At 44.1% G+C, this 20,523-nt stretch carries 24 protein-coding genes and 1 pseudogene; 7 read left to right on the forward strand and 18 right to left on the reverse strand.

The features are described 5' to 3' along the window. Positions 1 to 3: 3 nt before the first annotated feature. Positions 4 to 426 carry a YwqH-like family protein gene (locus tag LNN34_RS18615; protein WP_101859834.1) on the reverse strand — a complete coding sequence of 141 codons (423 nt, stop codon included), beginning with the start codon at positions 424 to 426 and terminating at the stop codon, positions 4 to 6. A gap of 329 nt (positions 427 to 755) precedes the next feature. On the opposite strand from LNN34_RS18615, the gene LNN34_RS18620 reads away from it, so the two are divergent. Beyond that, positions 756 to 986: a hypothetical protein gene (locus LNN34_RS18620; protein WP_229044142.1), complete on the forward strand. Its 231-nt coding sequence runs from the start codon at positions 756 to 758 to the stop codon at positions 984 to 986. Between the two features lie 13 nt (positions 987 to 999). Here the strand turns inward: LNN34_RS18620 and LNN34_RS18625 are convergent. The 6 genes and pseudogenes from LNN34_RS18625 to LNN34_RS18650 all read right to left on the reverse strand — a co-directional run. Beyond that, positions 1,000 to 1,164: pseudogene (locus LNN34_RS18625) on the reverse strand (DUF1963 domain-containing protein); the annotation flags it as partial. Positions 1,165 to 1,325: 161 nt separating this feature from the next. After that, positions 1,326 to 2,648, reverse strand: a complete 1,323-nt coding sequence (locus tag LNN34_RS18630; RefSeq protein ID WP_229044143.1) for a UDP-glucose dehydrogenase family protein — start codon at positions 2,646 to 2,648, stop codon at positions 1,326 to 1,328. A 182-nt stretch (positions 2,649 to 2,830) separates the two neighbouring features. Continuing rightward, the gene (locus LNN34_RS18635; RefSeq protein ID WP_229044145.1) at positions 2,831 to 3,595 is read right to left on the reverse strand and encodes a tyrosine-protein phosphatase; all 765 of its coding nucleotides are present in this window, start codon (positions 3,593 to 3,595) and stop codon (positions 2,831 to 2,833) included. 52 nt (positions 3,596 to 3,647) lie between these two features. Then, entirely contained in the window at positions 3,648 to 4,361 is a 714-nt protein-coding gene (locus LNN34_RS18640; RefSeq protein ID WP_044159636.1) for a CpsD/CapB family tyrosine-protein kinase, read from the reverse strand. Continuing rightward, positions 4,351 to 5,097, reverse strand: coding sequence for a YveK family protein (locus LNN34_RS18645; RefSeq protein WP_024123106.1), 747 nt, complete (start codon positions 5,095 to 5,097; stop codon positions 4,351 to 4,353). The genes LNN34_RS18640 and LNN34_RS18645 overlap by 11 nt, the downstream gene beginning before the upstream one ends. A gap of 223 nt (positions 5,098 to 5,320) precedes the next feature. After that, entirely contained in the window at positions 5,321 to 5,464 is a 144-nt protein-coding gene (locus LNN34_RS18650; RefSeq protein ID WP_010332161.1) for a hypothetical protein, read from the reverse strand. A gap of 203 nt (positions 5,465 to 5,667) precedes the next feature. Between LNN34_RS18650 and LNN34_RS18655 the strand changes: the two genes are divergently transcribed. Together LNN34_RS18655 and LNN34_RS18660 are read left to right on the forward strand one after the other, a co-directional pair. Continuing rightward, positions 5,668 to 7,278 carry an SWIM zinc finger family protein gene (locus tag LNN34_RS18655; RefSeq protein WP_059292382.1) on the forward strand — a complete coding sequence of 537 codons (1,611 nt, stop codon included), beginning with the start codon at positions 5,668 to 5,670 and terminating at the stop codon, positions 7,276 to 7,278. Beyond that, on the forward strand, positions 7,265 to 10,039 hold the full coding sequence (locus LNN34_RS18660) for a DEAD/DEAH box helicase (protein WP_229044147.1): 2,775 nt from the start codon (positions 7,265 to 7,267) through the stop codon (positions 10,037 to 10,039). The genes LNN34_RS18655 and LNN34_RS18660 overlap by 14 nt, the downstream gene beginning before the upstream one ends. Before the next feature lie 122 nt (positions 10,040 to 10,161). On the opposite strand, the gene LNN34_RS18665 is transcribed toward LNN34_RS18660, so the two are convergent. The 4 genes from LNN34_RS18665 to LNN34_RS18680 all read right to left on the reverse strand — a co-directional run bounded on the left by LNN34_RS18665 (position 10,162) and on the right by LNN34_RS18680 (position 12,830). Further along, positions 10,162 to 11,019: a Cof-type HAD-IIB family hydrolase gene (locus LNN34_RS18665; RefSeq protein WP_229044149.1), complete on the reverse strand. Its 858-nt coding sequence runs from the start codon at positions 11,017 to 11,019 to the stop codon at positions 10,162 to 10,164. A 5-nt stretch (positions 11,020 to 11,024) separates the two neighbouring features. Beyond that, positions 11,025 to 11,801, reverse strand: coding sequence for a DeoR/GlpR family DNA-binding transcription regulator (locus LNN34_RS18670; protein ID WP_044160375.1), 777 nt, complete (start codon positions 11,799 to 11,801; stop codon positions 11,025 to 11,027). Between the two features lie 226 nt (positions 11,802 to 12,027). After that, a complete protein-coding gene (gene ssbB / locus LNN34_RS18675; RefSeq protein WP_044159651.1) occupies positions 12,028 to 12,369 on the reverse strand; it encodes a single-stranded DNA-binding protein SsbB in 342 nt (113 codons plus the stop codon). Positions 12,370 to 12,446: 77 nt separating this feature from the next. Continuing rightward, a complete protein-coding gene (locus tag LNN34_RS18680; RefSeq protein WP_044159653.1) occupies positions 12,447 to 12,830 on the reverse strand; it encodes a hypothetical protein in 384 nt (127 codons plus the stop codon). A 175-nt stretch (positions 12,831 to 13,005) separates the two neighbouring features. Here LNN34_RS18680 and LNN34_RS18685 point away from each other — a divergent pair, with 175 nt between their 5' ends. Next, a complete protein-coding gene (locus LNN34_RS18685) occupies positions 13,006 to 13,416 on the forward strand; it encodes a YwpF-like family protein (protein ID WP_044159655.1) in 411 nt (136 codons plus the stop codon). A 53-nt stretch (positions 13,417 to 13,469) separates the two neighbouring features. Further along, positions 13,470 to 14,273: a class D beta-lactamase gene (gene blaOXA, locus LNN34_RS18690; RefSeq protein WP_106295320.1), complete on the forward strand. Its 804-nt coding sequence runs from the start codon at positions 13,470 to 13,472 to the stop codon at positions 14,271 to 14,273. A gap of 32 nt (positions 14,274 to 14,305) precedes the next feature. On the opposite strand, the gene mscL is transcribed toward blaOXA, so the two are convergent. Both mscL and fabZ read right to left on the reverse strand, forming a co-directional pair. Continuing rightward, positions 14,306 to 14,698, reverse strand: a complete 393-nt coding sequence (mscL, locus tag LNN34_RS18695) for a large conductance mechanosensitive channel protein MscL (protein WP_044159658.1) — start codon at positions 14,696 to 14,698, stop codon at positions 14,306 to 14,308. A gap of 72 nt (positions 14,699 to 14,770) precedes the next feature. Then, positions 14,771 to 15,196: a 3-hydroxyacyl-ACP dehydratase FabZ gene (gene fabZ / locus LNN34_RS18700; protein ID WP_024123116.1), complete on the reverse strand. Its 426-nt coding sequence runs from the start codon at positions 15,194 to 15,196 to the stop codon at positions 14,771 to 14,773. Between the two features lie 193 nt (positions 15,197 to 15,389). Between fabZ and LNN34_RS18705 the strand changes: the two genes are divergently transcribed. Continuing rightward, on the forward strand, positions 15,390 to 16,454 hold the full coding sequence (locus tag LNN34_RS18705; RefSeq protein ID WP_044159660.1) for a tetratricopeptide repeat protein: 1,065 nt from the start codon (positions 15,390 to 15,392) through the stop codon (positions 16,452 to 16,454). A gap of 21 nt (positions 16,455 to 16,475) precedes the next feature. Here the strand turns inward: LNN34_RS18705 and LNN34_RS18710 are convergent, their stop codons facing one another. The 5 genes from LNN34_RS18710 to LNN34_RS18730 form a co-directional block, all read right to left on the reverse strand. Next, complete coding sequence (locus LNN34_RS18710; RefSeq protein WP_024123118.1) at positions 16,476 to 17,285, reverse strand: flagellar hook-basal body protein; 810 nt, start codon at positions 17,283 to 17,285, stop codon at positions 16,476 to 16,478. A 32-nt stretch (positions 17,286 to 17,317) separates the two neighbouring features. Beyond that, on the reverse strand, positions 17,318 to 18,130 hold the full coding sequence (flhO, locus tag LNN34_RS18715) for a flagellar hook-basal body complex protein FlhO (protein WP_024123119.1): 813 nt from the start codon (positions 18,128 to 18,130) through the stop codon (positions 17,318 to 17,320). Between the two features lie 159 nt (positions 18,131 to 18,289). Further along, a complete protein-coding gene (mbl, locus tag LNN34_RS18720) occupies positions 18,290 to 19,291 on the reverse strand; it encodes a cell shape-determining protein Mbl (RefSeq protein ID WP_010332179.1) in 1,002 nt (333 codons plus the stop codon). Between the two features lie 178 nt (positions 19,292 to 19,469). Continuing rightward, entirely contained in the window at positions 19,470 to 19,751 is a 282-nt protein-coding gene (gene spoIIID / locus LNN34_RS18725; RefSeq protein ID WP_010332180.1) for a sporulation transcriptional regulator SpoIIID, read from the reverse strand. 14 nt (positions 19,752 to 19,765) lie between these two features. After that, entirely contained in the window at positions 19,766 to 19,876 is a 111-nt protein-coding gene (locus tag LNN34_RS18730; protein ID WP_082687840.1) for a protein usd, read from the reverse strand. A 224-nt stretch (positions 19,877 to 20,100) separates the two neighbouring features. Here LNN34_RS18730 and LNN34_RS18735 point away from each other — a divergent pair, with 224 nt between their 5' ends. After that, on the forward strand, positions 20,101 to 20,514 hold the full coding sequence (locus tag LNN34_RS18735; RefSeq protein WP_059292374.1) for a MarR family winged helix-turn-helix transcriptional regulator: 414 nt from the start codon (positions 20,101 to 20,103) through the stop codon (positions 20,512 to 20,514). Positions 20,515 to 20,523: the final 9 nt, after the last annotated feature.

A 20,523-nucleotide genomic window follows, 5' to 3' on the forward strand; every position in this document is an offset into this window, starting at 1 on the left:
AGATCACCACCATTTTAGTTTACTAATTGTATTTCCGACTTCTTCCGCGAACTCTTCTCCCTTTTTAAGAAGATCTGCTGCACCATTTGCTACAAACAATTCCGATGCATATTGAGCTTTATCCCATTCAAGATCAAAAATTTTTCCGTTAATCGAAGCCATATACTCGTTATATTTATCATTCACAATCTTGGATGCTTCCGATTTTGCCTCTTCTCTTCCTTTATCAAAATCATCCGCTTTTGTTCCTGTCCAGTGCTTGCCCAATTCCGGTTTTACGATTTCTTTGATTTCAGTAATTGCCTCTTCTTGCAGTGTGTCTATATCCTTTTTTGCTTTTTTCAGCTTTTCAATCTTGTCTTCAACGTCTGAAATTTTTCCGTTAAGTGAACTTTTGATATTTGCTAATACACTTTCATAACCCATCTGTATCACCTCTTAATACTCAAAAAGTCGTATGGAGGGGCTGATGAAGATAGACTTTTCCATACTTTATTTCCATATATTATATTTTAAAATAGCCGGAAGGCGGCTTAAATAGGGTAAACGGCTTAATTTAGGCTTATAACGCTCTGAACACGGAGGTCTAAAGCCTCTTTTTTGTTCGTTATAAGATCAAATCGAGCGTTTTATATGGTGAGAAATTCTAAAGTCTTAGTCAAAAAGACACTTGAAAGAGGCAGATTTTGATGATCTGTTCATTTTCTCATGTGGTAAAATCTTGTAAGATTAAGAGGTGAAACGGAGGGATGACAATGAGTTTTTTCAGTCCGATGATGTTATTTTTCGTGATTTTCCTTTTCTGTCCATTTGGAATGGCAGGCACTTTATTGTTTAGAAAACACGGCCTTTGGTCAATGCCTCTTACAGTGCTCTGCTTATTGGTCATATTTATGTTCTGTATTGACTCAGCCGCGCCTGATTTTATTGTTTGGCTTATTTCATTTCCGCTTCTGACCCTATTGGCGGCAGGGATGACCCTTTGATCAAAAGCTTGTATTAGGTGCAGTCCCCATTGTACAGAACGTTTGAAAAGTCTTTTCTCCTTAAGTCATCAGGTGTGATGAAAAAATTTGCGATGCCGGCGTCTCCCCACAACAAATCAATATCATCGTCTGAATCAATTTGTAAAAGCATGATGAGATGTTCTTTATACGCGTATTCCAACCGAAATAATCAAAGAATTCCATTTTCCTATGCTCAAACTGAAAATCTGTAGGCAGCACCCTCTAGTTTCAAACAATAGGTAAACCTTAGCGAATACATCCATCGTATACAATAAAAGATGGATACAAAAAAAGACCGGCATCCCGCCAGTCTTTCCTTTATGACATTGCACCTGCCGGAACAACCGCTTTCCGGCCTACAGAATAGTATTCCACTCCGGCGGCGGCAGCCTCTTCTAATGAATAGCAATTTCGGCCGTCAAAAATCAGCGGCTGCTCCATCAAATCTTGATAATCTGCTAATGAAAATTGTTTAATCTCATCCCAGTCCGTTAAAATCATGACGGCGTCTGCCCCCTTAACGGCTTCCGCAATCGTTTTTTTGTATTCCACAGCCTGCGGCAAAATATGCTTCGCGTGGCTGACGGCAATGGGATCGAAGGCTTTGATATGGGCGTCTAGTGCGGCGAGGCGGTTAGCGATGACAATCGACGGCGCGTCTCTCATATCGTCCGTGTTCGGTTTAAATGACAGCCCCAAAAGGGTGATCGTTTTTCCCGTCACTCCGCCAAGCCTGTTCAGCGCTTTATCAACCAGCATCGCCTGCTGATTGTTGTTGACCCTGATGACCGATTTCAGCAGCTCAAAATCATGCTCGACATTGCCCGCAATTTGCACGAGGGCGTTCGTATCCTTTGGGAAACAAGAACCGCCGTAGCCAATGCCCGCTTTTAAAAACTGGCTCCCGATCCGCTTATCCTGTCCCATGCCGTACGCGACAGATTCAATATCAGCGCCGACCTTTTCACATATATTCGAAATTTCATTTATAAAACTGATCTTAGTGGCCAGAAAGGCATTTGAGGCATATTTGATCATCTCGGCGCTTCTGATATCCGTTTGGTAAACCGGGATATCGAGCGGAAGAAAGAGCTCTTCCAGTTTTCTGGCGGTGTCCTGATCGGCTGTTCCGATCACAATCCTGTCTCCATGAAACGTGTCATGGATGGCTGACCCTTCACGTAAAAATTCCGGGTTGGATGCGATCGATATGCTGACAGGCTCCGCAAGATGTTTGGTAATCAGCTCGTAAATCCAATCATTTGTTCCGACAGGCACTGTGCTTTTCGTTACGACGATCGCATCTCGCGTCACGTGCCGGGCAATACGCTTGGCCACATCTGTAATATGCTCCAGATTCGCATGTCCGTCGTTTTTTTGCGGTGTGCCGACCGCTATAAAAATAATCTCTGCCTGGTCTAAGCCTTTCTCGTAGCTCGTTTCAAAGCTCAGCCGCCCATCAGCTATATTTTTTCTCATCAGCTCTTCAAGACCCGGTTCATATATAGGGGAAATCCCTTTTCTCATTTCTTCAATCTTGTGAGCGTTAATATCAATGCAAGTTACATGATGGCCAATCTCAGAAAGAGAAACACCTGTCACAAGACCGACATAGCCTGTTCCGATGACTGTTATATTCATTGTTTCCCTCCAACAGTTAAATTGCTGCTTTACAGCTTCCGTATTATCGTATGAGAATATCCTGACATGAATGCGGATGATCTCCCGGAAACAGCCTGTACAGATTTCTGAAATATGATTCAATCATACAATATACTATTATATCGTTCTCACAAAGAAAGTGGGGAAATGAGAATTGCAGATCAAAAGAGCCCAAATCGTTTTCTTCTTTTGACCGGCTTCGGTGCCTGCCTGTAAATCGCATGATTTTGCAGAAGAAGCTCAGCATTTTCCGTCATCATATAAGAATATTCCGTACCGAATTCTTTCTCAAGAACACGGAGAGCCTCCTGATAGCGAAAGTCTCTTGTTTTCAGATTATGAGCATCTGAGGCTAAGAAGTGTATCAGATTGGCTTCAGCCAGCCGCAGCGAAAATGCTTTCATCTGTTTCCCGAAAACTCCTGCGAGGCTTCCGGTTGTCAACTGAGATGCCGCTCCTTTTTCTATAAGATGATACAGCAAGGACGGATTTTCGCGAATTTCGCTATTGCGTTCGGGATGCGCGACAACCGGAACGTATCCTTTCAGCTGCAAATCATAAAAAAGCTGCTCGGCATATCGCGGAACATGATCAAACGGAAACTCAATCAGGATATATTTTGTGTCATTCAGTGACAGCAGCCGCCCTTCATCCAAATCCCGTTTCAAGTCCCCGAAGATTCTGATTTCCTGTCCCGGCAGTACGGTGAGCGGAATTTCCTCTTTCAATAAACGTTTGTTTAACAGGTCTGCCGCTTCTCTGACAGCGATTTGCTCGTTTTCATATGAACCATTCTTATGATGCGGGGTTGCAATGATGGTACTGATTCCCTCACGAACAGCCGCCCTGGCCATTTCGATGCTGTCGTCCAAGTGCCTTGCCCCGTCATCCATTGACGGGAGGATGTGGCAGTGAATATCAATCATTTCTAAGCCTCCTTTTTTCGCAAAAATAAATAACGGGCAGTATGCACGTTATTTATTTTTGTATGAAATTGTCTTCATGTCCGTAGTATCCGTAGTCAGAGTGCTTCGAGCGTTTCTTGCCGTTCATAATGGCTCCGAGGAGCTTGCTGTTGCACGAATCGAGCGCCTCTTTTGCTTTTGCGGCTTTTTCTTTTTCCGTCTTTCCGCTTGAAATAACCAAAACGGAACCGTCTGCGACATTCCCTAAAATTTGCGCGTCTGCTACAGGAAGAATAGGCGGCGTATCGAAAATCACCATGTCATAGGCCGCACACGCTTCATCCGCAAGCTCCTCCATCCACTTGGAGGAAAGCAGCTCGGCCGGATTCGGCGGGATCGGGCCGCTCGTCAGCACATCAAGATTTTGTTCCTGAGACGTTTGCACAGCCTGTTTCAGTGAGGATTTTTTCAGTAAAACGGATGTTAAGCCTGTCATATTTTCTAGTTGAAAAGTGGTATGTACTGTAGGTTTTCGCAAATCTGCATCGATGAGCAAAACCTTTTTTCCCTGCTGTGCAAATACGACAGCAAGGTTAGCAGCTGTGGTAGACTTCCCTTCTCCAGGGCACGCCGAAGTGATCATCACAGATTTCATTTGGCGGTCCACTGAAGAAAACTCTATATTTGTTCGAATCGTTCGATATTGTTCTGAATTTAAGGATTTCGGCTCTGTCAGCGCAATGACATTTTTGCGACTCCATGAGCCCTTGCTTTTTCTAAGCGCCAAAATGTCCACTCCCCGCTTTATCAGATTGAATGCCTTTTAAGCTCTTCGCTGTTTTCTGTTCATTCGCAATGGTGGAAACCGTCCCTAATACCGGTATGTCCAGCAACGTTTCGAGCTGCTCTTCCGATTTGATCGTATTATCCAAATGCTCAAGCAGGAAGGCCAGTCCGATGCTTCCTGCCAATCCTGCCGCAAACGCGATGGCGATGTTCAGCAGCGGTTTTGGCGATACAGGCGACGGATGTCCAGAAACCTCAGCTTTTGACAGAATGCTTACGTTATCAACATTCATAATCGAAGTGATTTTGTCTTTAAAGACAGATGCGACAGTGTTGGCAATGTGAGCCGCTGTTTCCGCGCTCCCGTCTCTGACAGAAATATTGACCACTTGGGAATCCTGCTCGCTGGAAACAGTAATTTTTTCATTCAGCTCCTGGGATGTCATCGACAAGCCCATCTCTTTAATCACTTCGTCTAAAATAGCAGGGCTCTTAATGATGACATTGTACGTATTGATTAATTGAAGATTGGTTTGGACATCGTTAAATTGGACTTCTTTTTGGTCGTTTTTCGATTGATTGACCAAGATCTGAGTTGAATTTTCATAGATGGGTGTAAGTGCGAAGAAACTGATGAATCCGCCGGCAGCAGTCGCAGCTGCGGTTACAATCATAATCAAAAGTATGCGTTTCCTTAACGTTGATAGTATGTCTTTTAAACTAGTAGATTCTCCCATGATACCTCCAAATCGGCTTATAACATCCTTTTCCATACGATTATACAACGTTAAAACAGCATTTCTCCATCTTTTCACGTGACAATATTCGACAAAAATTTACAAAAACAGTTTTTCGGCTTCTACCATGTAAGCGCTCTATTTATTGTCTTGCCAGAGCTGAATCTTTTTCTCCTTCCGGTCATTATTCAGAAAAAAATCCCGCCAAAAACCTGCGGGATTTTTATGTTGCGTATCCATTTTTAATATGAGAAATCAAATTTTCAAGCATTTCCTTTGTGGTCATCTCAGATGACTGCTCACCAATATCATGTGCATGCATCAAAATTTTCAGAAATTCTTCTTGATTTAATTTCTTTTCACTCATCATTTTATTCCTTTCAGCTTCCATTAAGTTGAAAACACGATTATTATATGATGCCGGCTCTCGTTTTGCAATCTCTAATACATCATTCGACACTTCCCATTTTTTATGTCCTATTTTAGGAAAAACTTTTTCATGCCGCTGTGTTGCGATATAATAGAGAAATTGGATCTTTTTATTACGTGACTCGGTTAGGAGCGATAATCATGCTTCAGAATATGATTTCTAAAGACGATGTGCTGGCATCGGCTGAACAATTAAAAGAGCTTCTTCCTTACAGCGAGGAAAATGTTCAGCTGATCAAAAAAGCCCTTATTTTATATCGGCAGGATTCAGTCTATCGTTTACAAGCAGTGAGTCCGACGGAAGTTACGGCTTACGTGCAGGATGTTGTGCCTGTGCGGGTCACATTGAACTTATTTGTCATAGCCAAAAGCGGCTGTTCATGTCCGTCTGGGAGAATCTGCCGCCATAAGCTGGCTGTTTTTTTATATGTATATGCAATGTTTGAACGAGTGGGAACTTTTACAGAGCACTGGCTGGAGAGGGAAAAGCTCGAAGAAAGCAAAGAGCTCGTCCGGCGTCAATTCCAAGAGAAGGTGCTGCCTAATGAAGAGTCGCTTTCAAGCTGGCTTGCTTTTTTCGATTCAGAGTTTTCTCTTTGGCAGGCACGCACGGCTGAAGGCAGCCAAAACATGCAGGGTCTCTATTACGGCTATCTGTCCGCTTTGAAAAAGCATGCGCCGAACAAGCCGGAGCTGAAAAGCCTGTATCAGATTCATTCAGCGATCGCGGTGTGGCTTCGCATGTTTACATTGATTGAAGAAGGAAAACTGGACCCCGAGCATGATTTTTATTCACTCAATCCTTATGTCGAACAGCTGATGGACACGATCTACAGCTCAATTGATAAATTAAAAACGTACGCGCTGTCGTTTGCACTCGATCCCTTTCTGGAGAAAACGCCGGATGTCATTCGGGATCTCTTATTGAAGGAAGATATTTTTCAATATGAACGCATCCGCATTTTCGGTGAAGTTTGGAGCGCGCTGCTGCCGCGGCCGAAATGGGTGGCGCGTGAGCAAGAGATCCTGCAAAAAGAAGCCGGGCGGCGGTTTTCTCCTGAATTGCAATTCGGGCGTCTGCATTTAGAATTTTTGCAGAAACATGATGACGCGATTTTTGCGGAAACCGACCAATTTCCGCCGGAAGCGCTGCCGTATACGTTCCAATGGCTGAGTGAAATCACCGCGAAAAAGGATTGGAAACGGCTCAAAGCATGGTACCTCCGGATTGAATCGATTGCGATTGGTTATACGAAGCTGGATAAGCCGTTTAAAGAAATTCGCGACGTAATTGGCGAGCTGTTTCTTCTGCTGAACGCGTATGTGAAGCAAACCAATGACCAGGCGCTGTTTGAACGCTATGCGGCAGGCTGTCTGCCATATACTTTCACAGAATACAGCCATCATTTGTATGAGAAAAAGCGTTACGCCGAGTGGATCGAAATCCACAGCCTTGTTGGCTTTTCAATTTATGAAATAGATAAAACGATGCTCAAAGAAATCGCGGCGAGCGATCCCGAGGCCCTTATACCCGCTTACCACAGAGAAGTGGCCTTTTTTATCGACCAGAAAAACCGCAGCTCTTACAAGGAAGCGGCCCGGTATTTGAAAAAACTGCGGACGCTCTACAAAAAAGCGAAAAAACTGAAGGTATGGGAACGCTATATTCAGCAGCTGAGTTCACATTACAAGCGCCTGCGCGCCCTTCAAGAAGAACTGCAGAAAGGAAAGTTGATTGATGGCGAGTCTTAAAGAAATACTTATTCACGTCGAACAAATGGAAGACGGGTCATTCACGCTCTCAGCCTTTGATGAGAATGAGCAGCCCCTTCCCTACAGCCACATGAAAAAGCATTTGTTTCAATGGCACGAATCCTCATTTTACGGAACCTTCCTTGAGGATGTCAGCTTCATCGGGACAACCGCGGTTTTGCTTTCTCCATGGATGACTGTAGAGCTTCTCGGCAAAAACTCGTTCAACTCATTCAGCTCCGTGCAGCTCACAGAAGAAACGGAACCGCTGATTGAGGCAGCGTCCACCATTTACGAATTTATCGCGGACGGCGATTTCCTGCCTGACTACGAAGCATGGACAAACGGTGTTTTCCGCTGGAAGGATCGGGACGGCATGCTGGATGGCTTTACTGCGGAATGGTTTTCAGCCGCGGTGCAGGATTATATTCAATATGACGACGAACTGCGTGAAAAATGGGAAAATATCAAAGAAAAATCACCTGCGGTCACAACATTTCGCGGACATTTTCTGGATGAAGAGGATTTTCTCGAAGGCATCGGCTGGGTTGACGATCAAACCCCGTTTACGGTCGGCCTCCGCTTGAATGAACCAGACTTTGACGGTGATGACTGGAAAATCGAAATGTTTTTACGCGATAAAAAGAGCGGCGCGGTTGTATTTTTTGACGGGCTGAAGAGCCTCAAAAAATCGTGGCAGGCCTACAGCGATAAAATCGCACGCGAGCAGGACCGCTTTCATCGAACGGTTCCGTGGCTGTCATTTGATTCCGGCACCACGTTGATTTCAGAGGAAGAAGCCTGGATTTTCCTGTCAGAGGCAAGTGAGACGCTTGTCGATATGGGTGTTGAAATCCTCCTGCCATCCTGGTGGCAGATTGTCAGAGACAGCAGTATGATGCTTAAAGCAAAAGTATCTTCCGCCCCGCGCGGCGAGTCATTTGTCGGCATGAATGCGCTGCTTGATTTTAACTGGCGGTTTGCGACAAACGGCATTGAGCTGACAGAGGATGAATTTAACGAGCTTGTCGCGAGCAACAGGCGCCTCGTTAATATTCGCGGGCAATGGGTGAAAATAGATCCGCAGTTTATCAAACAGATGAAACGGCTGATGGAGAAAGCGGAATCAGAAGGGCTCCATATGTCTGATATTCTGGCACGAGAGCTGATGGATCAGCAGGAAGGCGGGCTTGAGGACTCGGACATCATGGATACATCCGCTTTTGCCGGTATTCAATTCGACCTGTCAAAACAGCTCAGATCACTGATTCGAAAGCTGACAACAGCGGAAAATCTGCCGGAGCATGAGGTCAGCCCCTCCTTTCAAGGCACGCTCCGCCCGTATCAGAAATACGGCATGAACTGGCTGCTGTTTCTGCGGCAAAGCGGTTTTGGCGCCTGTCTGGCCGATGATATGGGGCTTGGGAAAACCATTCAGATGATCGCATATTTTCTTCATGTGAAGGAAAGCGGACGGCAAAACACGCCGAATCTGATCATCGCGCCGACATCCGTACTTGGCAACTGGCAGCGGGAGCTTCAAACCTTCGCGCCCAATCTGTCGGTCGCTCTCCATTACGGCCCGCGCCGTCCGAAGGGAGAAGACTTCTCCGGCTATTATGATAACGCGGATGTTGTCTTAACCTCCTACGGGCTGTCGCATGCCGATTCTGAAGAGCTTTCTTCGGTGACATGGAACACAATTTGTCTTGACGAAGCACAAAATATTAAAAACGCGCACACGAAGCAATCACGCGCAATCAGAAAGCTGAAGGGCATTCACCATATCGCGCTGAGCGGAACTCCGATGGAAAACCGCTTGACTGAGCTATGGTCGATTTTCGACTTCATGAATAAAGGCTACCTTGGCAGTCTGACCGGTTTCCATAAACGCTATGTATTGCCGATCGAAAAGGACCGGGACGAAAAAAGAATCGGACAGCTTCAGCAATTAATCCGGCCGTTTTTGCTGCGGCGGACAAAACGGGATGAGGACGTCGCATTAAACCTTCCCGACAAGCTGGAGCAAAAAGAATTTATTCCGCTGTCAGCCGAACAGGCGTCTCTCTATGAGCAGCTGGTGAAAGACACTTTTGAACATATGACATCACTGACAGGCATGCAGCGAAAAGCACTGATCCTCAGCATGCTCGGACGGCTTAAACAAATATGCGATCATCCCGCGCTTTATTTGAAGGAAGATCAAACCGAGCTGCTGGCCGGACGTTCGGTCAAGCTTGAAAAATTGCTTGAGCTGATGACAGCGATCCGCGCCCAAAACGAAAGCTGTCTCATTTTCACGCAATATATTCAAATGGGGAACATGATGAAGCGATTGCTTGAAAAAACCTTCGGCGAACCTGTGCAGTTTTTGAACGGGAGTCTTTCTAAGCAAGACCGCGATGCACTCGTTGAGAAATTTCAGAAGAAAGAATACCCGACACTGATTCTTTCGCTGAAAGCGGGCGGCACCGGTCTGAATCTGACAGCCGCCAATCACGTCATTCATTATGACAGATGGTGGAATCCTGCTGTTGAAAACCAAGCCACTGACCGGGCATACCGCATCGGGCAGGAGCGGTTTGTCCACGTCCATAAAATGATTACAACGGGAACAATTGAAGAAAAAATTGATATGATGCTTGAAACGAAGCAAACGCTGAACGACCAAATTATCCAAAGTGAAAACTGGATTACCGAGCTGTCCACAGATGAGCTTGAAGAATTATTTACATTAAGCGCCTCAGCGCAGGCACAATAACCACAAAAAAGCTGGCTCCTTAAAAGAGCCAGCTTTTTTCCGTTCATCGCCGTCACGCCGAATTTCACAGAATCCGTTACGCCGGTTATGTTCAGGATGCACTTTTTTTCAAAAGATAAACCTTACAGCAAGTGCCGAATCATATGGGCAACGCCATGTTCATCATTGGTCAGGGTTACAGCGTCGGCTATCGCTTTGATGTCCTCCCGCGCATTGCCCATCGCTACGCCTTTTCCGGCAGCCTCCAGCATGGATCTGTCATTTAAGCTGTCGCCCACGGCTGCTGTTTCCTTCATTGGGATGTTAAGCCGCTTTGCCAGCCTTTCCAGCGCCTGCCCCTTGGATGCCTTTTTGGAGGAAAGCTCAAAGTTATGATCAGCAGAGCTGACAAGTGTCAGACCTTTATCACCCTGGTATCTCTGCCAGCCGGCCTCCAGCTTTTCTTTGAAGAAAGAAAAGCCAAGAATGTTGTAAAAATCAATCTGCTTATCCTCCTCAAAAAGCTCTAGAAACGTGTCGATATAAGCGAAGCCCGATTGACTGTATTGCACCTCGGCTGCCTGCATCAGAACAGAAAGGTCAGCCTCTGGATTCGCACTTTTGACCCGGTCAAGCTCAACATCAAGGAGCTGCCTGCCGTTTTGCGGTGTATAAATAGCTGAGTCTGTAAAAACCTCATAATAATAGTTTTCTGACTCAAGCCACGAGAGGATGTCATACGCCCGTTTTTTACCGATTGTTTCCGAATGATAAAGCCTGCCGTCAGGGTCGTGAATGACAGCGCCGTTCGCACTGATGACCCACGTTTTGATCCCGAGCGGTTCAAAAATTGACACGACATCAAAATAAGCGCGTCCCGTTGATACAACAACCTCAATCCCGTCCCGCTGCGCCTGCCGCAGAGCATTTTCATTTTCTGAGCTTACTTGATGCTTGCTGTTCAGCAAGGTTCCGTCTAAGTCGATCGCAATCAATTTCACGTTTATCAGCCCTTTCTTTCATCCTGCTCTGTCACGAGAAGTTCGACCCCATTAAGATCAAGCAAGTCGCAAAACGCCTGATCGGGCAGCCGGTCTGTGATCAAGAGATCAATTTCACTTAGCTCAGCGTACTGATAAAAACTGGTGCTTCCCAGCTTCGAATAATCCGCAAGGGCGATCACCTGCTTGGCCTGCTGAATCATTTTTCGCTTCACCAGCCCATCTTCTTCATGCGCGATCGTAATGCCGTGTTCCGAAATGCCGACAACACCGATCAGCGCTTTATCGACGTGATAGCTTGAAAGCTTTTCAATCACAGAGGCGCCGTACAAGAAACGGTGCTCCTTTTCAAGCTTGCCTCCGAGAAGATAGATCTCAATACCCTCTTTGTCTGAGAGCACTTCCGCGAGATTGATGGAGTTAGTGATAACCGTACAGTCGTCTGCATTCAAGTGCTTGGCGCACGCCTGAACAGTTGTAGACGCATCTAAAATAACCCGGTCGCCATTTTGGATCAGTGATGCGGCGAGTTTGCCAATCTTGTTTTTTTCCTCGGACACTGTTTTCAGCCGGCCGGAATACCCCTGAATTTTCTGGTGCACAGACGGCAGAATGGCGCCGCCTCTTGTGCGAATAATGGCATTCTGTTCCTCCAGCTTCACAAGATCCCGCCGTGCTGTATCTCTGGACACCTGAAGGAGCGTACAGATCTGCTCGGTTGTAATGCGGTTATGCTCCTTTAGATAATCCACAATCGCTACTAATCTTTCTTCTTGGTACACGCCCTCATTCCTTTTCATATGACGTTATCTTTAAGTAATTATAAGTTTTTGTATATTAACAATCAATATTATTAAGTGAAATTAAGTAAAAATGCATCATAAGAACCAATTTTCCTTATCTCAAACAGAAAGAAAAAACCAGTCTGGTCGACTGGTCAATTCTGAGGGGATGATGCGAAGAAAAGTAATCGTGAATGGGATTTAAAGCGGGAGGAACAGGGAGATGTCAATCGGCAGCTTTTTCCCGAGGTTTAGGGTCCATAAAACGAACAGTATCAGCCATCACTTCAGTTACGTACACTTTGACACCTTCCGCATTTTCATAGCTCCTTGTCTGAATACGTCCGCTTAGGCCGACGAGAGAGCCTTTTTGGCAATATAACGCCGTGTTTTCGGCCGTTTTTCTCCAAAGCGTGCAATTGACGTAATCCGCTTCAACTTCTCCTGAAGCATTTTTGAAGCTGCGGTTAACTGCAATCGTAATGTGTGTAACTGCCGCGCCCGCGGAAGTGTACCGAAGCTCAGGGTCTTTTGTTAAACGTCCGACAAGCATGACCTGATTGAACATTGCGATTCCTCCTCTCCTTGCGGTTACACGTATTGTAGACGATGCAACGAGAAAAGAAAAACGCTCAAAATCTCATTTCAGCCTCTGTTTTTATCTTTCGTTTTCATTTTTCCCTCAGCTAAAAACAGCTTTTGTTTTTTCCCTCTAAAGAAATATGTATTTTTTAAAAACCGGAAAAACAATTTAGATGTCAGCCAATGCTGCGTATTCATACAGACATAAGAAGAGCCGTCCCATGCAAACCACTGAAAGCTGAGCTTCCTTTCCGGGAGCGACAGCTGGATTTTGTACTGTTCCATCCCATCATAAGTTTCGTATAAAAAAATCATCCTCTCTTTCCTATATAGATGAACCTCAAAAATATCTTTACGGCTTAACATATAAGCTTCGTTCGTTTGAATCAAACGCTGATCCGCCGAAGTGCCGTCAATATAAATTTCCTTTAAATGAAATCGATTCATACACACCTCTCCGTAATCCATAGTCAGTTACAGTATAATGAAAAAATAGAAATTATTAAATGTTGTACCAGTACAAAATAAATTATCCTCAGCATTACAGCGTTTTCACGGAAAAATGAATATATGTTATAATTCATTTTAAGAATTCTTTGTAAGTAAATGGGGTGAGATAAAAATGAAAACCTTTAAACTGGTTGACCTGAACGTGGAACGGGTGGACAAGGAAGAAAAGTCAATTGAACAGTTTCCCCTTATTGACGGACTGATTATCAATAAAGAAGACGGCGAAAATCACTGGCTGATTGAAGCGCTTGTTCCGAAGGAGCACTTGTCTTTTTTTGACCAGCTTCAAAAAAAACAAGCTGAAGTCAAAGTGTTTGTGACGATTACGAAAAAAAGCAACCGCCCCGCCCAGCTGACTGCAGCTGTGAAGAATATTGCTGAACTGGAAGAAAGCATCTCGGTTTTAATTTACGGACAAATGGTGACAAGAAAACAGCAAGGCACTGAAACCATTCTGGAATCTCTTGTAAAAGAGGGCTATACAGGAGCGAGGCTGATTGAAGCGTTTAAGCAGAAGATATAAAAGAGAGTGGAAATCATCCCCTCTCTTATTTTACATTTGCTGAGGTGACACGTATGAATAAGCGAAAAATTCAAGCGGTTGTTTTATCACTTATCGGCGCAGCTGTCCTTTTGACATCAAGTTTGCAAACACCTAGAGAAGCTGTTGCTGCCGAGAAGCGTCCCAATCTAAAGAAGATGAATGTCGATGAATTTTTCACTGATCACGACGGAACTTTTATCTTACGTGATCTGAAAAACGAAAAAACATTCGTCTACGGCGATCAACGCGCGACACAAAGATTTGCGCCGCAATCGACTTTTAAAGTCCCAAACGCGCTGATTGGATTACAAACAGGCGCCGTTAAAGATGAATATGACATCAAATACTGGGACGGTGTAAAACGTGAGCTCGACGTATGGAATCAGGATCACACGCTAGGATCTGCCATGAGATACTCCGTTGTTTGGTACTATCAAGCGATGGCCCGAGACATCGGAGAAGAGCGAATGAAGGAATGGATTGATAAAATAGCGTACGGCAATCAAGATATCAGCGGCGGTATTGACCAATTTTGGCTGAGCAGCACGCTTAAGATTTCTCCTCTGGAACAAACGGACTTTATGGAAGCCTTATACAAAGAAAAACTGCCATTTGATAAAAGCGTAATGAAGACAGTGAAGCGGATGATGATTCAGGAAGATGAGGATCATTATACGCTTTATGGAAAAACCGGTTCAGGCTCAGGCATCGGCTGGTATGCAGGCTTTGTCAAAACCGAAAACGGAGTGTACAGTTTCGTGACGAACATTGACGGCACCGGCACAGACGCGAAAAGCATGACAATGGACATTTTGAAGGAATATGTTCTGCCATAAAAAAGACCGCCGTCTCAGACGGCAGTCTTTTTTTATTCCGGTGACCTTGTTTGCTGCTTCAGCAGATCTCTGATTTCTTTCAGCAGCTCCTCTTGCGCATCCGCCGCTTCCGCCTCAGTCTCTTCTTCCGCTTCTTTCTTGCGCTTCAATTGATTCAAAGTCCGAATCACAATAAAAATAGAGAACGATATGATTAAGAAATTCACAATGGTTTGAATGAAGCTGCCGTATTTGACGACCGCATCACCGAATGTAAAGGACAGCCCCGAAAAATCAAGCCCGCCCAGAAGCAAGCCAACTAAAGGCATAATGATATCATTAACGAGCGATGTGACGATCTTACCGAACGCGCCCCCTATTACAACACCAATCGCAAGGTCAACAATGTTCCCGCGCATGGCAAAGGTCTTAAACTCTTTCCACATACAAATCACCTGCTTTTTTTGTTTTAAAAGAAAAAAAGACAAATGTGCCGCTGCCCATCTGTCTCTTTTCACTTACTCGCCGAGGGCAAAAGTCAGTTCAACTTCGCAAACCACTTCGCCGTCAACTTTGGCAACGCCTTTTCCGCGCCCGATTGTGCCTCTCGCACGAGTGATTTCCACCTCAAGGTGAAGCTGGTCACCAGGTTTCACTTGTTTTTTAAACCGGCAATTGTCAATGCCTGCAAAAAACGCCAATCTGCCGCGGTTTTCTTCTTTAATCAGCATTGCAACAGCCCCGACTTGAGCAAGCGCTTCTACAATTAATACACCTGGCATCACCGGATACTGTGGAAAATGTCCGTTAAAGAACTCTTCGTTAGCAGTTACATTTTTATAGCCTTTTGCCCGTTTGCCCTCTTCAACTTCCGTAATCCGGTCTACGAGCAAAAACGGATAGCGGTGAGGAATAATTTCTTTAATTTGCTGAGTATCAAGCATTCTCTTGACATCTCCTTCATCTGCGTTAGTATGTATAGCAATCATGTATGATCTAATCTGTACATTTGAAAAGTATATTATGAATGAACCTCTTTTTCAACCGGCGCCCAAAGTGTAACCAACTGTCAATGAGGACCGTCAAAAGTTGTGATATGATAATTATAGATTTTACCATTAGCAAAGAGGTAGGAAAATGATTTCGAAGTTTATTGAAAAAAGAATTCAAAAAATGTTAAACGAGTGGTATACCGCTATTGGCAAACGTAAAATGGATGACGCAGCAGCGCTTAAAGAGAAAATCGACCAGCACCTTCCGAAACTTAAAAAGAACACAAAACTTTGGATGCGTTATCAATTGTTCCTCGCACGCCACCAGCTCCTTTTTGAAAACCAGGACGGGCTGGATCCATTATTCCATGAATTATATGAACAGGAAGACAAAATGGATGATGAATTGAAATATTATCTGCATTTTTTCTCAGGATTATATGAAATGGTCAAAACCGCTCCGAAGCATGCGGTGAATGGTTTTAAAAAAGCTGAGCAGCACCTGCACGCGATTCAAAACGCATTTGAAGCCGCTGACTTTTATTATCAAACCGCCGGCGCCTATTACTTGATGAAGTCACCGCCGCTTTCCATCCAATATGTTGAAAAAGCATTAAATATCTACTTGCATCAATTCGGCTATGTCAAAAAGGTGATCAGCTGCAAACTGCTCCTCGCTGTAAACTATATTGATCAAGAGCGCTATGATGAGGCTGAACAGCTTTTCAAAGAAATCATCAGGAAAACCCAACAAGTAAATGACGATAATCTGCTGTGCCACGCTTATTATAATTTGGGCTTTTTAAAAGCAACCGAAAAGAAAGACCATGAAGCGCTTCTCTACTTTAAAAAGGTATTGAAGAATCATGAATTTGAAACCAATTCTCCAGTATCCTATCTGCACTGCGTGTATGAATCCGTCAGGGCTCTTTTTAAAACAGAAAAGATCTCAGAAGGAAAAGCGGTTTTGCAAAAAGGGAAAGAATTATCTGAAAAGGTAAACATTCAAACAATTCAATTGAAACTAAAAACACTTGAAGCGCTCTATACGTCTGCTGAAGATCCTTATGATACCTTGCTTGAATATGTGCTTGAACTAGAAAAAATCGAAGCTTGGGTGGATTTAGAGGTGCTTTTGGAGGACATCACGGAATACTACAAAAAAAAGGACGATTTCGAAAAAGCCGCCTTTTTTATTATGCGCGGCTGATTGAAAACGCCTATCTCTCTATTATCTGACGGAATTAATCAAACCGAGCATCTGATCACCCATTGTGATCGTTCTGCTGTTCAGCTGATAAGAACGCTGAGACGCAATCAAATCTGTCATTTGCTTAGAAATATCCACATTAGACATCTCAAGCGCACCCTGCTGCATGCCGATGTTTTGTCTGTTTGCGCCATTCAGCTCTTCAAAGGCTGCTGCATTATCAATGGAGAAAAGATTATTTCCTTCGGATTTCAGCTCTTGAGGATTGTTCACTTGGACAACCCCGAGATTAAACCGCTGCACCGTATTCCCGTTAGATGCGGTTAAGGTCCCGTTTTCATTGATCGTGATTTTTTTCATTGAGCTGTCTATGTTTACTGCATTGCCGTTTTCATCAAGCACGGGATGACCGTTGCCTGTCACGAGCTGAAGCTGGTTGGCATTATCAGCGGAAGGCGATAAATAAAGCGCTCCGTCCCTCGTATACTGGCGATTGCCATTCACGTTCACCTGGAGGTATTGGTAAGGAGACGTAAAAGCGATATCCAGATCGCGCTCCGTCTTCTTAATGCTTCCTTGATCGGATACGAGCCGTGAATTCATCATCGCTCCGACGCCAAGGCGCAAGCCGGGCGGCGTTTTTCGGGATTGTGCCACTTCTTCATTTTTTTCATCAACCTGATCGAATTGCTGTCTGACGAGCTCAGAGAAATTCGTATCCTTAGCCTTATAGCCGGTTGTGTTGCTGTTGGAAAGGTTGCTGCTGATTGTGTCAATCTGCTGCTGCAGCTGGTTTAAGGTTGTTGATGCCGTTAGCATTGACCTGAGCATAGTTGATGTCCCCCGTTTTTTCTTCCGTTATCTTATATTTTTCCGATTTCATTGGCTGCTTTGTCCATACTTTTGTCATACGCTTGAATGACCTTCTGGTTTGCTTCAAACGATCTGTACGCTTCAGTCATTTCTGTATAGGCGCTCGTTACATCAACATTCGAAAGCTCAGAAACGCCTTGTTTTAATGAATAGGATACTTGGTTATTGCCAGCCGCACTCGGCAGGTCATTTCCGTCAGCCGTGCTGTACAAATCATTGCCATCTTTTTTTAGATTTCTGACGTCCTCTGCCATTCTGACATCAATCTGTCCGGCTGTCCGTCCGTTCGCAGTAACAGTACCGTTTTCAGACACAGTGAAATTTTCATTATCAACCGTAATCGGCTGTCCTGTCGTTGATAAAATGGTATTTCCGTTGATTGTCAGCTGATTGTTCTCATTTAAAGAAAACGTGCTGCTTTTGGAATAACGGACCCCATTCGCCGTTTGAACCGGATAAAAAAGGGCCGCATTTTCATTTGTTTCTGCATTTACCGGAACTTGATTTTCAATCAATGTGATGTCTGTAGGCTGATCCGTCGACTTAAGGCTTCCCTGTGTGAAAAGAGGCTTAAGCTCCTGCATATATACACCGGTATTAACGGAACCGATTTCTGTTTTCGATGTGCCGGCCGGAGATTTTGCTTCAATTCTGCTGAGAAGCATCTCAGGGAACGCGCGCATCGAGCCTTGTTCTGCTTTATATCCGGATGTATTTGCGTTTGCGATATTATTTGAAAGCATTTCCGTTCTGCGCTGCTGGGCAATCATTGCGGAAGTTGCGGTATATAATCCTTTTAACAAGTTTTCCACCTCTAAAATGGCATTTTTTCCAGTTGTCATGTAGGAACATTCGTTCTATAATACAAATAAGTATTTTATCCTATTATCGGCATTTCCCATCAATTCGTGAAGAGTTTTCATAAAAAAACCCCATTCTTTTTCAGAATGAGGTTTGAGTGATCAGCTTAGTTTGCGTTTAGGAAGCTTGTCCATATTATCAAGCATAACACCTGTGCCGACCGCCACACAATCCATTGGATTTTCAGCGACAAGCACCGGAACCTTCAGCTCTTCAGCGAGCAGCTGGTCGAGGCCGTTTAAGAGCGCGCCTCCGCCGGTAATGATAACGCCGCGGTCAATGATATCAGCGGACAGTTCAGGCGGTGTTCTTTCAAGCACTTGTTTCGCTGCCTGCACAATAACAGCTACAGATTCACGAAGGGCTTCTTCTACTTCTTTGCTGTTTACTGTAATTGTTCTTGGAAGACCGGAAACCATGTCCCGTCCGCGAATGGAAATTTCTTCGTGACGTGCGTCTGGGAAAACTGTTGCGACTTTAATCTTAATATCTTCCGCAGTACGTTCGCCGATCAGCAGCTTGTACTCGCGTTTGATGTAATTTAAGATTTCCATGTCAAACTTGTCCCCAGCCATTTTAATAGAAGAGGAGGTGACAATATCGCCCATTGAGATAACTGCGATATCCGTCGTCCCGCCTCCGATGTCTACAACCATGTTACCGCTCGGCTGGAATATTTCCATACCCGCGCCAATAGCGGCAACTTTCGGTTCTTCTTCAAGGTACACATGTTTACCGCCGCTTTTTTCAGCAGCTTCTTTGATTGCTTTTTGCTCAACTGATGTAATATTCGTCGGGCAGCAAATAAGCATGCGCGGTTTTGAGAACAGGCCTTTTACGTTCAGCTTGTTAATAAAATGTTTCAGCATTGCTTCTGTTACTTCAAAGTCAGCAATAACTCCGTCTTTCAGCGGGCGAATCGCAACAATATTCCCAGGTGTACGTCCAACCATTCGTCTTGCCTCTTCGCCAACCGCCAGCACTTTGCCGCTGTTTTTATCAAGTGCAACTACGGAAGGTTCATTCAGAACAATTCCTTTACCTTTAACATGGATCAGTACATTTGCAGTACCGAGGTCAATACCAATATCCCTTGCAAACATCTATTTATATCCTCCTTGAAAATCTGTTTCACAGTAAATATCCACATTGTGCCCTAATTATATATATTATCATAAAATATAGAAAAAAAGTTGGAAGCACATTAAGTTCTTTACAAATTTTTGCGGATGATCTACAAACGATTTCCGGAAGACAATGCAGTTGATTTGTCCTAAGTGATTATGGCTGGCGAACGGGCTCTCCTTCAAGAATTTCATCCTTTTTATACTTGAGTTTTGTTGCTTCTCCTCCTCTTAAATGCCTGATGGATTTATGATAATCGAGTATTTCTTTCACTTCGTTTGCCAAGTCAGGATTGATTTCAGGCAGACGCTCTGTTAAATCCTTGTGTACTGTACTTTTGGAAACACCAAATTCCTTCGCAATGACACGAACGGTTTTCTTTGTCTCCACGATGTACTTTCCTATCTTGATTGTTCGCTCTTTGATGTAATCGTGCACACCACTCGACCTCCCTAAAATGGATGTGAGAAGTGTGAAATGAGATCCGTATTCTGTAAAGAGTCATTCATTATGCAGCTTCTTTGTTGTATGGTTTTAAAAGTAAGTTTGTGAAATATGCCCACGATCCCTCACCTCAAACACTCTCTTTGTTAGGTTTGTAACAGTGTATTAGCATTCTTGCGGGAATATGCTAAAAACTCAATAAGGACAAGGGGTGAAACGAACTTTTCGACTTCGGCTAATTATTTCGCGTCACTAAATTTATATCTTTACATCCTTTCATCGCTCCTGTAAAATGAAAAAAGCAATTAGTTACTTAGGTAAGTTTTTTTAGAAGGAGACCGAAATGACCTACGTCAACAGACACCTCATTCATCAAATCAACCAAAGCGCCCGCCTGATTGCCAAAAAAGCCAATGAACAGCTGGAGCCATTCGGCCTTTACTCATCTCAATGGTCAATTTTATATTGTTTGCGTACGATCGGACCAATGACTCAAAAGGAGATTTGGTCCTATTTAAATGTGGAAGCGCCAACGGTGACCCGGACGATCAAACGCCTTGAAGAAAACGGCTGGGTACAGAGACGGCAAGGTGAAGACAAACGGGAAAAACTCGTTGTCCTCACAAAAGAAGCAGAGAAAAAATACGAAGAAATCAATGTGAAAATGCTTAAATTTGAGAAAGAACTGCTTGCAGATTTCCGTGATGAAGATAAAGAAGCGTTTTCTCATTTATTTCGTTTGTTTTTACAACAATGAAAATAAGGA

It is taken from the genome of Bacillus sp. AF23 (assembly GCF_020861455.1).
GTDB lineage: Bacteria > Bacillota > Bacilli > Bacillales > Bacillaceae > Bacillus > Bacillus halotolerans.